This window comes from Stenotrophomonas sp. SKA14 (genome assembly GCF_000158575.1).
Classification (GTDB): Bacteria; Pseudomonadota; Gammaproteobacteria; order Xanthomonadales; family Xanthomonadaceae; genus Stenotrophomonas; species Stenotrophomonas forensis.
On sequence record NZ_DS999412.1, the window covers coordinates 2,733,817 to 2,747,520 of the forward strand.

Sequence of the window (13,704 nt, forward strand, 5' to 3'; positions counted from 1 at the left end):
TTCTGAAGATCATAACTATACAGGATATCCGGTATAGTTATGGGGTACTTCACCCCATCAGGTCTCCCCCATGGCTCTGTCCCAGCCCTTGGCCGGTGCTCCGGCCCTGTCGCGCGCCCGTCGCTGGGCGCTGTTGTTCACCGTGGCCGCCGGCCTGCTGCTGGTCACGCTGGACAACTCCGTGCTCTACACCGCGCTGCCCACCCTGACCGAAGAACTGTCGGCCAGTGCCGGCCAGGCGCTGTGGATCATCAATGCCTATCCGCTGGTGATGGCCGGCCTGCTGCTCGGCGCCGGCACGCTCGGCGACCGCATCGGCCACCGCCGCATGTTCCTGATCGGCCTGGTGGTGTTCGGCGTTGCCTCGCTGGCTGCGGCATTCGCGGATAGTGCCGCGCAGCTGATTGCTGCGCGTGCGTTCCTGGCGGTCGGTGCGGCGGCGATGATGCCGGCCACGCTGGCGCTGATCGGGCTGAGCTTCCACGAAGAGCGCGAGCGCAACATCGCCATCGCGATCTGGGGCTCGGTCGCGATCGTCGGCGCCGCGCTCGGCCCGATCATCGGTGGCTGGCTGCTGCAGCATTTCTGGTGGGGCTCGGTGTTCCTGATCAATGTGCCGGTGGTGATGGTCGCCTTCATGGCCACGCTGCTGCTGGCGCCGGAAGGCCAGCGTGATACTTCGCGTCCATGGGACCTGGTGTCCTCGGTGCTGGCACTGGCTGCGCTGTCCGGGTTGGTGCTGGCGATCAAGTCGCTGATCGCCACGCCGCCGTCGTACGCGCTGGGCGTCGGCGCGCTGCTGCTGGCGCTTATCAGCGGTGCGGCGTTCGCGCGGCGCCAACAGCAGCTGCCGTACCCGCTGCTGGACTTCGCGATCTTCCGCAATCCGGCGTTCCTGGCCGGCACGCTGTCGGCGGTGTTCACCCTGTTCGCGATGGCCGGCCTGCAGCTGGTCACCACCCAGCGCTTCCAGCTGGTGGCAGGCTTCACCCCGTTGCAGGCGGGCCTGCTGGTGTCGGTGGCGGCGCTGGGCAGCCTGCCCAGTGCGCTGCTGGGCGGCAGCATCCTGCACCGGGTCGGCCTGCGTCCGCTGATCTGCGGTGGCCTGGCCGCAGGCGCAGTGGGTGTGGCCGTGGTCGCGTTCGGCTTCCCGCACGGCCTGGGCTGGGTGGTGGCCGGCATGGCCATCACCGGCTTCGGCATGGGTTCGGCCATCTCGGTGGCGTCCACCGCCATCCTCAACAACGTACCGGCGCACCGCGCGGGCATGGCCTCGTCGGTGGAGGAAGTCTCCTACGAATTCGGTGGCCTGCTGGCGGTGGCGATGCTGGGCAGCCTGAGCGCGGCGATGTACAGCACCTTCCTGCCGGCCTCGGCCGACATGCCAGCGCTGGCACGCGAGGGCTTCACCCAGGCCCTGCATGTGGCACGCGAGAGCGGGCAGGGCGAGTGGTTCACGCTGGCCACGGCGGCGTACGACCGCGGCTATCAGATCGTGCTGCTGGTGATCACGGTGATGCTGGCGGTCGGTGCGACGATCATCGCGCGCCTGCTGCGCGGCCGCGTCGGCAGCCGCGAGGGCGCGGCTGATCGCGTAAAATGATGCGATGAGAACCAGCAAGCGCGACCGCATCCTCGACGCCGCCGTCAACGTGATCAATCGTGACGGCGTGCGTGCGGTGACCTTCGAGTCGGTGGCGGCCGAGGCCCAGCTGACCCGCGGCGGCCTGCTGTACCACTTCCCCTCGCGCGAGGCGCTGCTGCGCGGCATTGACGAGCACCTGGTGCAGGCCTGGGAAGCATCGATGGAAGCGCTGCTGGGCAAGAGCGCCGGAGAAGCGACGGCGCTGGAGCGCTATCAGACCTTCGTGCGGGTGTCGGCGCAGAGCGCGACCCGTGCCGAGCTGATGTTCATGCTCGAATCGGCCGACCCGGATGCCGATGAACGCCCGTGGGGCCCGGCGGTACGACGCTGGGCGCCGTTGCCGCCTTCACCGGGGCTGGCCGACCCGGCCGCGCTGGACAATTTCGTGGCGCGGCTGGCGGCCGATGGCCTGTGGATCTACGAAGCGATGTACGAAGGGCAGCTGGATGAAAGCGTGCGTGCCCAGGTGGCCGAACGCATCGCCGGGTTGCTGGCCAGGAACGACGGGACGCCGCACTTGTAGAGTCGAGCCATGCTCGACTGCCTTCTGGTCAGGCAACGAAATCCCGCGCTCCGCGCGATAGTCGACCAGCGGTCGACTCTACCCCTCAGCCATTTACCCGACCTGTGCTGCGGTCGCCGCCAACCACGCCCGTGGCGACGCCCCCAGCCGCTTGCGGAAGGCCTTCGACAACGACGCGGTATCGGCAAATCCCACCTCGATGGCCACCTGCTTGACCGCCACGCCTGCCCGCAACTGCGCGCAGGCCAGGCTCAGCCGCCAGTCCAGCAGGTAGCTCGCGGGCGTTGCCTGCATCACCTCCTTGAACACCGCTGCGAAGGCGCTGCGCGACATGCCGGCGGTGGCCGCCATGCTCGGCAGCGTCCATTCGTGCTGTGGCGCCTGGTGCATCGCGACCAGCGTACGCGCCAGCCGCGCGTCGGACAGTCCGCGCATCAGCCCATGGCTGACACCCGCTGCATCCGGGTGGTCGACCACCCAGCGCAGGATCTGGATCAACGCCACCTCGAACAGGCGGTTGGTCAGCAGCCGTGAACCGCAGCGCTGGCGATCGGCCTCCGCGAACAAGAGGTGCAGGGTGTCGTCCAGTTCGCCGATCGCCGCCAGCGGCACCACCATCACCGGCGGCAGTGACTGCACGATCGGATTGCGTGCACCACCATCGAAATCCAGCGTGTCGCAGGTGAAATCAGGGCCCTCCAGCGGTGCGTTGTGGAACACGTGGTGCAGCGGCTGCGGGTACAGCAGCAGGCTGGGGCTGTCGATCTTCAGGCGTGGCAGCGCGCTATCGCCATCGGGATGACGGACCTCCATCTCGCCCTGGCGAAGGATGTGCAGGAACGCGCGCCCGGGCTGCGGCTCGAACACGTGCCGCCCACACAGCGGGCCGCTGTGGAACAGCGCGGCCTGCACGCGGAAACGTTCAAGCAGCGAGGACAGGCGGTCAGGCGCGGAGGTGCCTGCGGGGTTTGGAGAGGCGCTCATGGACGAATGGACAATACAAGCGGCCGATATGGCCTGATGTGTCCATGGAGTCTACCTAGGATGGCCGGGTCGTCCAATCCCGGGCGCCTTCCCAAGGAGATCCACCATGTCCCGTGTCCCCCTGATCGATGCATCCGCCACCACCGCCGACCGCCAGGCCCTGCTGGGCCAGGTGCATGCCGCCTTCGGTGCCACCCCGGCGATGTTCCGTGCCGTGGCCAATTCTCCGGCCGCGCTGCAGAGCATGTGGGGGGCGTTCGGTGCGCTGGGCGCTGGCCGCCTGTCACCGTTGCTGGGCGAGCAGATCGCCGTGGCCATCGCCAACCGCAATGCCTGCGAGTACTGCCTGGCCGCACACACCGCGCTGGGTCGCAAGGCCGGCGCCAGTGGCGAACAGATGGCCGCCGCGCAGATCGGCCAGTCCAGCGATCCGGCCACGGCCGCCGCACTGGACTTCGCGCTGAAGGTGGTCGAGCAGCGCGCGCAGATCACCGATGCCGATGTGCAGGCGCTGCGCGCGGCGGGTTTCGACGATGAGCTGATCGTTGAAATCCTCGCCCATGTGGCACTCAACCTGTTCACCAACTACGTCAACGTAGCGTTCGACGTGCCGGTGGACTTCCCGAAGGTGGCGCTGCGCTGACGTTACGTCCGGCCCTTCGGTAGGGTCGACCGCTGGTCGACTGCGTTTCGTTCAGTTGGCGAAAAGCCCGCGCTGCGCGCGTTAGTCGACCAGCGGTCGACTCTACCGAGCTGGTTCGTCGGCCTGCAGCCGCTCCGGATGGGTGTACACATTGAACCCGTTCTCGCGCGCGAACCCGACCAGGCACAGCCCGGCGCTGCGGGCCAGGTCGATCGCCAGTGCGGTCGGCGCCGAGACCGCGGCCAGTACGCTGGCGCCGGCACGCACCGCCTTGCTGACCATCTCGTAGCTGGCGCGGCTGGAGATCACCAGCAGGCCGCCGTCGATCACGTGTTCGTTGTGGTGCAGCGCGCCGATCAGCTTGTCCAGCGCATTGTGCCGGCCGACATCCTCGCGCACCCAACCGATCCGCCCGCTGGCGTCGGCCCAGGCCGCAGCATGGGTGGAACCACTGACTTCGTTCATCGGCTGGTGCTGCGACAGAGTGGCCAATGCCCGTTGCAGCGCGGCATGCGGATAGGTGCGGCGTCCGCGGATCTGCGGCAGCGGACGCAGTACGTCCTCCAGCTGGCGGGTGCCACACAGGCCACAGCCGCCACGGCCTGGCAGCAGGCGTCCGTTGGCCGGGTCCAGATCGGCGCCGGGTGCGTCCTCGGTCACGGTCATCTGCAGCTCGATGCCCTCCAGCTGGGGCCGTACATCGATGGTCAACAGCTGCGACGGCGCAGTGATCAATCCTTCGCTGAGCGAGAAGCCCAGCGCGAAATCTTCCAGGTCGCAGGGGGTAGCCATCATCACCGCGAAGGCGGCGCCGTTGTAGCGCAGCGCGACCGGCACTTCCTCGGCCACCACGTCGACCTGCTGCTGTTGCCCCTCGCTGCGCCAGCGCTGCATCGGGCGCTGGGCCGTGCCGGCAGGCGGGGTGTGCGGCGGGGTCGAGTCAGGCATGCAGCGCATCCGGGCAAGGGAGAAACGCAGGTGGTGGACCACCCACGGCATCGAGAATAGCGCAGTGGCCGAGCGCTGACGCGGTGGTAACCGTTGTCATGACACGCTGTGCTGCAATCGGTTCCAGCCTCTGGCGCCGTCGCGTGGACCATGCTTGACTGTAGGGCTTGGCGAGCGGCCGAATGGCAGCACGCCCGCATTTCGCGCCGTTCTGTTGTTGCGTTCCTCCCGCCAGGTTCCCGAACATGTCCGAGCAGAAGCCACCGCGCTACAAGCCCTACAACCAGCCGGCCGGTGGCTGGGGTGCCGCCGGCGCCACCGCCAAGGTGCTGCTGCAGCAGAGCGTGATCGGCAAGGGCTCGAAGGCGCTGCTGGCGATGAACCAGCCGGGCGGCTTCAAGTGCCCGAGCTGTGCGTTTCCCGATGCCGACGAGCGCAGGAAGCTGGAATTCTGCGAGAACGGGGCCAAGGCACTGGCCTGGGAAGCCACCCAGTTTCGCGCGGGACGTGAGCTGTTCGCGCAGCACACCGTCACCGAGCTGATGGCGCAGACCGACTACTGGCTGGAGATGCAGGGCCGGTTGACCGAGCCGATGCGCTATGACGCGGCCACCGATCACTACGTGCCGTGCAGCTGGGAGGATGCCTTCGCGTTGATCGGCCGCCACCTGCAGGCGCTGGACAGCCCGCACCAGGCCGAGTTCTACACCTCCGGCCGCACGCCCAATGAAGCGGCGTTCCTGTACTCGATCTTCGTGCGCGAGTTCGGCACCAACAACTTCCCCGACTGTTCGAACATGTGCCACGAGCCGACCAGCCGTGGGCTGCCACCGGCCATCGGCGTGGGCAAGGGCACCATCGTGCTGCAGGATTTCGAGCACGCCGAGGCGATCTTCGTGATCGGCCAGAACACCGGCACCAATTCGCCGCGGATGATGAGCAATCTGGTTGAAGCGCGCAAACGTGGCATTCCGATCGTGGCGGTGAACCCGATGCCCGAGCGCGCGCTGATCCGCTTCGCCGAGCCGCAGGACGTGGTGCAGATGGCCACGCTGGGTTCCACCGAGATCTCCAGTGAGTTCGTGCACATCCGCATCGGCGGCGACCTGGCGCTGATCAAGGGCATGATGAGGGTGATGTTCGAACGCGAGGCGCAGGGCGAGCATGTGCTCGACCACGACTTCCTGGCCGAACACACCGTGGGCCTGGATGCGCTGCGCGACGATGTGATGGCCCAGGACTGGGGCGATCTCGTTCGCGTCTCCGGCATCTCCGAAGCGCAGATCCGCCGCTGTGCGGAGATCTACATCCGCTCCAACGCCACCGTGATCTGTTACGGCATGGGCCTGACCCAGCACCAGTACGGCTCGCGCCTGCTGCAGCAGGTGGCCAACCTGCTGATGCTGCGCGGCAACTTCGGCAAGCCCGGTGCCGGCATCGGGCCGATCCGTGGCCACTCCAACGTGCAGGGTGACCGCACCGTCGGCATTGACGAGAAGCCCAAGCCGGCCTACCTGGACCGCGTGCAGCAGGTGTTCGGCTTCGATCCGCCACGGGAGCACGGGCACCATGTGGTCGAGTCGATCGAAGCGATGCTGGACGGCAGTGCCAAGGTGTTCATCGGCCTGGGCGGCAATTTCATCCATGCCGTGCCCGATACGCCGCGTGCCTACGAGGCGATGCGCGGCCTGGAGCTCACCGTCGGCATTGCCACCAAACTCAATCGCGGGCATCTCGTGTATGGCCGTGATGCGTTGATCCTGCCGGTGGTGGCACGTTCGGAACGTATCGTGACACCAGCCGGCGAGCAGTTCGTCACCATCGAGGACGCGATGTCGAACGTGACCGCGTCGCGCGGCGTGCTGGAGCCGGTCAGCACCGCGGTACTGCCGGAGGTCGAGATCGTCTGCCGCATGGCGATGGCAACGCTGCCTGGCAGCAAGGTCGATTGGGCCGCGTGCATGCACGACTACGCCCCGATCCGTGAGCTGATCGCGGCGGTGTACCCGGAGATCTACACCGGCTTCAACCAGCGCATCCAGCAGCCGCACGGCTTCCATCTGGATATTCCGCCGCGCCGCCGGGTGTGGCCCACGCCCAATGGCAAGGCCAACATCCTGGTGATGCCCGGCCTGGACGTGGACGAGCCAGTGGATGACCCGGAGATGCTGCGGCTGGCCACGGTGCGCTCGCATGACCAGTACAACACCACCATCTACAGCTACAACGACCGCTACCGTGGCGTGTACAACGACCGCATGGTGCTGTTCATGAACATCGAGGACCGGCTGGCGCGCGGGCTGGAGAAGGAGGCGCAGGTCAGCCTTGAGACGATCAGCCGCGACGGCGTGAACCGGCGTATCGACGGCCTGACCGTGCTGGACTACCCGATGCCGCGCGGCGCGCTGGCCGGCTACTACCCCGAACTGAATCCGCTGTTGCCGCTGGACTACTACGACCGGATCAGCGGCACCCCGGCGGCCAAGTCGATTCCGGTACGGGTGCGCGCGATGGCGGCGGCGACGGCGTAATGCGCGCATCGGCTATCATCGCGGCGTGAACCTGCCTGGCCTGCTGTTGCGATGGATGCTGCTTGTTGCCCTGGTGCTGAATGCACCGGCGCTGGCGCTTGCGTCGTTGCCGGATGCAGCAGTGCCCACAGCAGGGCACTGCGTCGCCCCGCATTCCACTGCCATGGACGAATGCTGCGACGAAGCGGCATCAACGCGCTGTGCGAGCGAAGAATGTGAATGCCCATCGGCCAGCCTGGGCATGCTGGCCACGGTGAATGGAGCGCCCGCGTCGCCCTTGCGCGAGGTGCCTCCGCCCGACAGCGAACGGCAACGCGCGCCGCCGCCTTTGCCGGACCCGTTGCGGCCACCCATCGGTTGAATCCTGCAGGCGCGCAAGCACCTGCCATGGCTGCTCATTCTACTTACTACTTACGGCCCTGCCTGCGCCATTGATGCGCGGGTAGCGGGCTGCACTGCCCGCATCTGCAAAGGAATCAACCCATGAACCATTCTCTCTCGCTCGGCCTGCTGCTGGGCACTGTGCTTGCCACTGCCGCCTGCGCACGTGCTGCTGAAGACGCCAGCGCTGCGTCGTCTGCAGGGCAGGCCCCGGCGGCGCCCATCAAGGCCGGCCCGGCCACGATCGATCCCGCACTGCCGATCGCTGTCGTGCACAAGACCGCCAGCTGCGGATGCTGCGGCATCTGGGTCGACCATCTGAAGGCCGAAGGCTTCCAGGTGGAGGTGCGCGATACCGATGACATGAACCCGATCAAGGTCCGGCTGGGTGTGCCGGCCGGCAAGGGGTCCTGCCACACCGCCGAGATCGGCGGCTACGTGGTCGAGGGCCACGTGCCCGCCGAGGACATCAAGCGCCTGCTGGCCGAGCGCCCGGCGGCGCGCGGTCTGGTGCTGCCGGGCATGCCGGCCGGTTCGCCGGGCATGGAAATGCCGGATGGCTACGTGCAGCCGTTTACCGTCGAGCTGGTGCGCACCGATGGCAGCATCGAGGCGTTCGCCGAGCATGGGCAGGATGGCTGACCTTGTAGAGCCGAGCCCACGCTCGGCTTGCTCTTTGTAGAGTCGAGCTGTGCTCGACTGTTCTTCGCTTCAGTCGAGCAAGCTCGACTCTACGGAATCAACGGGCCCGGACCGTTTCATTGGCCAGCTGCGCGTCGAACTTCGCCTCGGCGTCATCCGCGTAGGCCTTGCAGGTCAGTGCCTTGGCACCTGCCTTGCTGCCGGCGGCATAGTCCCAGTGGCTGGCGCCCGGGTGTGGCGTCAGCAGCAGGTCGCAGGGCAGCCCGCGCACGGTGGCGAAGCTGCGCGTGTAGTCCTCGATCAGGCGCGGATAGCGGGCGTTGCCACGCAGCTGGTAGCCCGGCGCGCTCAAGCTGTCGGCATAGGCAATGCGCACCGGCTTGCCCTCGCGCGTGTCGGTCCAGGTCCAGGCCGTGCTGCCCGGGGTGTGCCCGGGCATGAAGTGCGCAGTGAACGCGATGCCGCCCACGGTGACCACCTCGCCATCCATGACGATGCGGTCGGTGCTGGCCGGCGCAAAAGTGATGTCATCACCGAAGTGCAGGTCATCACTGCCGCCGCGTGCCAGCAGGACCGCTGATTCTGCGTTGGCCACCACGCGCGCTCCGGTACGGCGCTTCAGTTCCGCCACCGGCCCGGCGTGGTCGGCATGTGCATGGCTGAGCAGGATCAGCCGCAGGTCCTGCGCTGCCACGCCGCGTGCCTTCAGGTTGTCCAGCAGGTGGCCGGCCATCTGTGGCATGCCGCCGTCCAGCAGCACCGCACCTTCGCTGGTCTGTACCAGCAGCGCGGTCAGATTCTCGGTACCAATCTGCCAGGTGTGGTCGGCAATCTGCAGCGGTGCCATCGGCTGCAGCCAGGACGCGTCCACGGTGTATGCCCGCAGCTGTGGCAGCGGCGCGTCGGCCGCGCGGGCATGGGCGACCGGCAGTACGGCGGCCAGGGTGAGGGCGAGCAGGGAAGAGCGCATGGTCCAGCTCCGCTTGAAGGAGGCCCAGAAACTAGCACGGGCCTCCTTCATCGCGTTCCGCATAGATTTCATGGCTCCCATAAGGGCGCCATGGATCAGTACCGGTACTGCCAGCCCAGCGTCAGCACGCGCCCACGGCCGGAGAAGTAGCTCGGGTTCGACGGTGTGGTCTGCGAGTAGTAGCTGATGTACTGCCTGTTGGCCAGGTTCTGCACGCCCAGCGTGAAGCTGTGCTTGTCCAGCGCATAGTGCGCGACCAGATCCACGGTGGTGTAGCCCTTGAACTCGGCTACCCGCGCGCCCTGCAGGTCGAAGTCGCGGTCGAATGCGCGGCTGGCCTGCAGGCGCGTGCTCAGCTGCGGCGTCCAGTTCTGCTCCCAGAACGCGGTCAGCCGGTTCGGCGCGATGTTGACGCCGGCCAGATCGCTGTCGAGGCGCCCATCGAGGTTGGCATCGTAGCGGCCGTTGGCGCGTGCGTAGCCCAGGCCGAGGCGGCTGTCGCCCAGGCGCAGCCGCAGGTTGGTCTCGAAGCCTTCCACGCGGGTGGCCTGGCGCTGCACCGCGTAGGCGTCGATGCCCGGGTCGTAGACCAGCACCGAGCCGAGCTTGGATTCGGAGGTGTAGTAGGCGACGTCGCCGCTGAAGCGGCCATCGTCGTACTCCAGCCCGATTTCGCGGTTGTCCGACACGACCGGGGACAGATCGATCAGGCTGTCCACGCGCTGGCCGTCGCGGTTGATCGCGCGCAGTACGCGGCCGACGTCGGCCACCGTGTAACCCTCTGAGTAGGAGGCGTACGCATTGAGGCGATCATTGATGTACCAGACCGCGCCGAAGTTGGGCAGGGTCTCGCTCATGGTCGGCTTGCCGCCGGCTACCCTGCGCGCGCCATAGCGGGGCAGGGTGGTGTAGTCGCCTACTTCCAGCTCGCCCTTTTCGTAGCGCAGGCCGCCGGACAGCATCAGGTGGTCGGTCGGCCACCAATGCAGCTGCAGCAGTGGCGACAGGCTCTGGTAGGTGGTCTGCGGCACCCAGTTCATGCCGCTGGCCAGCAGCACCTGGTGGGTGCGGTCACGCAGGCCGTCCAGGCCCAGGGTCACGTCCAGCGTGGTGTCGGCGATGCGGGTCCAGCTCTGGGTCAGCTTGAAGCCGCGCTTGTCCGATTCGTTCTGGGTCTGGTCCCACGCAGCGTTGGCGCCAGTGTTGCCCCACGGGTCCCACTGGCTGGCGCCGTAGCGGCCTTCGAAATCGACCGCGAATGCCTGCGCCTGGAAGCGGCCACCGAGCAGGTCGGCAGCGCTGTAATCCAGGGTCAGCGAGCGCGAGCGGTTCATCGGCGGCTCCAGCGGCGTGTCACCGCGCACCGAAATCGTCGGCCGACCGGTGCGGTAATCACCGTTGACCGCCAGGTAGTTGTCCAGCCCGCGCAGTTCGTAGCGGTTGGCCATCAGCTGCAGGCGATGGCCCTCGGTAATGTTCCAGCCCAGCTTGGCGAACACATTCGACGAGGTCGAATCCATCAGCTCGCCCTGGGCATTGGTGCCGATCGAACGGCCCTCGCCATCATGGAACAGGCCCTGCTTCTCATGGGCCAGGCCGGCGACCAGGTCGAACTGCTCACCGCGCACGCCGACCAGCGCAGAACCGCGCTGGCCGCTGTCATCCCGACGGCTGGGCAGGGCGCTGCTGTAGCTGATGTTGGTGTCGAGCAGGAACGCACCGGGCTCGCTGGGCGCGCTGCGGGTGATGATGTTGACGATGCCGCCGGTGCCACCAATGCCCTGCAGCGCGTTGGCACCATGGATGACCTCGATGCGTTCGATCATCGCCGGGTCGATGGTATGCGAGTCACGCGAGCCATCGCGCAGCGGCGTCGACTGCGGTACGCCATCGACCATGTACAGGATGCCGCGGCCGCGCATCGTTTCGCCGTAGTTGGACATCTTCTCGCGTGCCGGCGCGAAGGCCGGAATCTGCGAGGACAGCACGCGCGAGACGTCCGAACCCAGCGCCAGCTGCTGCGCGATGTCTTCGCGGGTCAGCACGGTGATGGTGTTGGGCATGGCGGTCTCGCCCTGCGGCATGCGCGCGGTCGAGGCCGATACCGTGACGCGCGCCAGCGAGGTCGGTGCGGCACCTGCGGCCGCCCGCGCCGGGGCGTTGGCCTTTGCTGGCGCTGCCGCGGCGCTGACCACGAAGACCCCCGGCGAACGTTCCTGCAGGGCCAGGCCCTGTCCCGCCAGCAGGCGCTGCAGGGCGTCGCGCGGGGTGTAGCGGCCGTCCAGTGCAGGGGCCGTGCGGCCGCTCACGCTGTCGGCGGCGAACAGCAGCTGGATGCCACTCTGCCGCGCCAGTGTGTTGAGCGAGGCCTGCAGCGGGCCGGCGGGCAGATGCAGCTCCATCGGTGCAGGCGCGGCGGCCTGCGCGGCAGTGGGCAGGGCAGCGCAGAGGCACGCGGCGAGCAGGGAGGGCGCCAGCCGACGCAGTGCGGCGGGCGAAACAGGGCGGGTCATGCGGGGTCCTTCGGAGGGGTTCAAGCACCTGCCGGATGGGATGGCGCGCAACCCACCCTTGCAGAGGTGATCAATCGCGATCAATCGCGCCTGCGCAGGTGCAGGCTGCCATCGGCGGCGGTGTGCACCTGTACCGGCAGGATCTCCGGCAGCAGCGCCACGGCGGTGTCGGCGCGATCGGCGTCGAACACGCCGGATACCTGCAGCGGGCCCAGCGTGGGGTCATCGAGCACAATTGGACGGTCGTGATAGCGCTGCAGGATCCGCAGCACCTCCACCAGCGGCAGCCGATCGAACTGCAGCCGCCCGGTGGTCCAGTCGGTCGGGTCGGTTTCGATCGCTTCCGGCGGAGAGATCGACCCCGGCTGCGCCAGCAGGCGCTGGCCGGGTTTCAGGCGCTGCTCGGCATTGCTGCCCTCGGCGCTCACCCCCACCTCGCCGCGCCACAGGGTCACTTCGCTCAGATCGCCCTGTCGATCCACATCGAACACCGTGCCGTAGTTGCGCACACGTACCGGTCCGGCATCGACCTCGAAGCGTCGCCATGCGGAATGCTGCACCTGGAACCGGGCGCGCCCCTGGATCAACACCACTTGCCGTGAACGCAGGTGGCGACGCACCTGCAGGTGGGTGCCGGCATCGAGCAGCAGGTGGCTGCCGTCGGCCAGATCGAGTGCGCGGCGTTCGCCTGCCGCCGTGCGATGGTCCTGCACCTGCCAGGCCGGATCGACCAGCAACAGCGCGCCGGCCATCAGCGCCAGTGCGGGCAGCACGACCTTGGCGGCACGGCCGCCGCGACGACGCTGCAGCGTTTTCGGGTCTGGCAGCGGAAACCGTTCCTTCAGCGCATCGCGATGCTGGTCGAGCAGTTCATCGGTGGTGGGAGCCTGCGACGGCTGCGGCCGCGTGGGTGGCCCGGATGTGCGTCTCATCGCTGCCCGGCCTGCTGGTGGCAGTCGGCCATGGCCAGGCGCAGATGGCGCTCCACCGCCTTCAGGCCGATACCCATCCGCAGCGCGACCTCGGCCTGGGGCAGTGCGTGGATCTTGTGCAGGATGAAGACCTGCTGGCGCCGGCACGGCATGCGCTCGATGGTCGCGCTCAATTGCTGCAGCGCCTGCTGGCCCTGGGCCTGCTGCTCGGGCCCGGGTCGCGGGCAGGCATCGTCCGGCAGCTCGGCGCGTGCTTCCACCCAGTGCCGGCGCAGATCCTCGGCGCGGCAGCGATCAACCGCTGCGTCATGCGCGATCCGGCGCAGCAGCGCGATCGGCTGCCGTGCATCGTGCAGCGGCGGGCGCTCCAGCAGCCGCACGCAGACGTCGTGCACCACCTCGCGGGCCAGCCCGGGCGAGCGGAAGCGGCGGCGCAGGTAGTCCACCAGTTCCTCGTAGTGGCGCACCAGCGAAGACACCAGCGGCAGCGCAGGTGGGTGAGGCGAGGGCAGCTGGGACATCCGGACTGGCAACAGGGGCGAAGGGCGGCTGCGGGGAGGGCATCCCTGCACGATGACGCAATACTAATGGGAACTGTTCGCGTTTGCCATGTCCCCGGGGCGTCGATTGTTCGCAGGGGCTGGAAGGTGAAACCACGATCATCGTCTGGAGCGCAGAATCGGCCCGGGCTAGCCTGCCTGCAGGTTCAAGGAGATCGTTGCATGCATGTGCTTCTGGTGATCACCGCTGGCGTCCTGCTGCTGGGCGTGTTCCTTCTGTTCGGCCGGCTCTGGAGCGTGGGCAGCTCGCAGCTGCCTGCCGCGCTGATCGCGTTCATCGCCACCTGGCTGCTGGTCTCGGTGGCCAACATGTGGATAGGGGTCAGCAAGGCCGGCTACGCGGTGCGAGAAGAACTGCCGATCCTGCTGCTGGTGTTCGCCGTGCCGGCACTGCTGGCGGGCCTGCTGTACTGGCGCCTGGCGCGCTGAAGG

The 13,704-nt window shown here is 67.8% G+C and carries 12 protein-coding genes; 6 read left to right on the forward strand and 6 right to left on the reverse strand.

Going from position 1 to position 13,704, the window contains the following annotated elements; translation table 11 throughout:
* The first annotated feature begins 70 nt into the window (after nt 1-70).
* A complete protein-coding gene (locus SSKA14_RS12390; RefSeq protein ID WP_008264570.1) occupies nt 71-1,603 on the forward strand; it encodes an MFS transporter in 1,533 nt (510 codons plus the stop codon).
* A 4-nt stretch (nt 1,604-1,607) separates the two neighbouring features.
* The gene (locus SSKA14_RS12395; RefSeq protein WP_008267861.1) at nt 1,608-2,168 is read left to right on the forward strand and encodes a TetR family transcriptional regulator; all 561 of its coding nucleotides are present in this window, start codon (nt 1,608-1,610) and stop codon (nt 2,166-2,168) included.
* Between the two features lie 93 nt (nt 2,169-2,261).
* Here the strand turns inward: SSKA14_RS12395 and SSKA14_RS12400 are convergent, their stop codons facing one another.
* A complete protein-coding gene (locus SSKA14_RS12400; RefSeq protein WP_008266474.1) occupies nt 2,262-3,152 on the reverse strand; it encodes an AraC family transcriptional regulator in 891 nt (296 codons plus the stop codon).
* Between the two features lie 106 nt (nt 3,153-3,258).
* On the opposite strand from SSKA14_RS12400, the gene SSKA14_RS12405 reads away from it, so the two are divergent.
* Nucleotides 3,259-3,795: a peroxidase-related enzyme gene (locus SSKA14_RS12405; protein WP_008264612.1), complete on the forward strand. Its 537-nt coding sequence runs from the start codon at nt 3,259-3,261 to the stop codon at nt 3,793-3,795.
* Nucleotides 3,796-3,897: 102 nt separating this feature from the next.
* On the opposite strand, the gene fdhD is transcribed toward SSKA14_RS12405, so the two are convergent.
* On the reverse strand, nt 3,898-4,743 hold the full coding sequence (fdhD, locus tag SSKA14_RS12410) for a formate dehydrogenase accessory sulfurtransferase FdhD (RefSeq protein ID WP_040007628.1): 846 nt from the start codon (nt 4,741-4,743) through the stop codon (nt 3,898-3,900).
* 245 nt (nt 4,744-4,988) lie between these two features.
* Between fdhD and SSKA14_RS12415 the strand changes: the two genes are divergently transcribed.
* Nucleotides 4,989-7,274, forward strand: coding sequence for an FdhF/YdeP family oxidoreductase (locus SSKA14_RS12415; RefSeq protein WP_008265301.1), 2,286 nt, complete (start codon nt 4,989-4,991; stop codon nt 7,272-7,274).
* 483 nt (nt 7,275-7,757) lie between these two features.
* Nucleotides 7,758-8,297: a DUF411 domain-containing protein gene (locus SSKA14_RS12420; protein WP_008266027.1), complete on the forward strand. Its 540-nt coding sequence runs from the start codon at nt 7,758-7,760 to the stop codon at nt 8,295-8,297.
* Nucleotides 8,298-8,394: 97 nt separating this feature from the next.
* Here SSKA14_RS12420 and blaL1 read toward each other — a convergent pair whose 3' ends face one another.
* The 4 genes from blaL1 to SSKA14_RS12440 form a co-directional block, all read right to left on the reverse strand.
* On the reverse strand, nt 8,395-9,267 hold the full coding sequence (blaL1, locus tag SSKA14_RS12425; RefSeq protein ID WP_008267786.1) for a L1 family subclass B3 metallo-beta-lactamase: 873 nt from the start codon (nt 9,265-9,267) through the stop codon (nt 8,395-8,397).
* A gap of 95 nt (nt 9,268-9,362) precedes the next feature.
* The gene (locus SSKA14_RS12430; protein WP_008267963.1) at nt 9,363-11,780 is read right to left on the reverse strand and encodes a TonB-dependent receptor; all 2,418 of its coding nucleotides are present in this window, start codon (nt 11,778-11,780) and stop codon (nt 9,363-9,365) included.
* An 80-nt stretch (nt 11,781-11,860) separates the two neighbouring features.
* A complete protein-coding gene (locus tag SSKA14_RS12435) occupies nt 11,861-12,712 on the reverse strand; it encodes a FecR domain-containing protein (RefSeq protein WP_008268114.1) in 852 nt (283 codons plus the stop codon).
* The gene (locus SSKA14_RS12440; RefSeq protein WP_008265758.1) at nt 12,709-13,233 is read right to left on the reverse strand and encodes an RNA polymerase sigma factor; all 525 of its coding nucleotides are present in this window, start codon (nt 13,231-13,233) and stop codon (nt 12,709-12,711) included. Before SSKA14_RS12440 ends, SSKA14_RS12435 begins: the two co-directional genes overlap by 4 nt.
* 201 nt (nt 13,234-13,434) lie before the next feature.
* On the opposite strand from SSKA14_RS12440, the gene SSKA14_RS12445 reads away from it, so the two are divergent.
* Nucleotides 13,435-13,701: a hypothetical protein gene (locus SSKA14_RS12445; protein ID WP_008265432.1), complete on the forward strand. Its 267-nt coding sequence runs from the start codon at nt 13,435-13,437 to the stop codon at nt 13,699-13,701.
* Nucleotides 13,702-13,704: the final 3 nt, after the last annotated feature.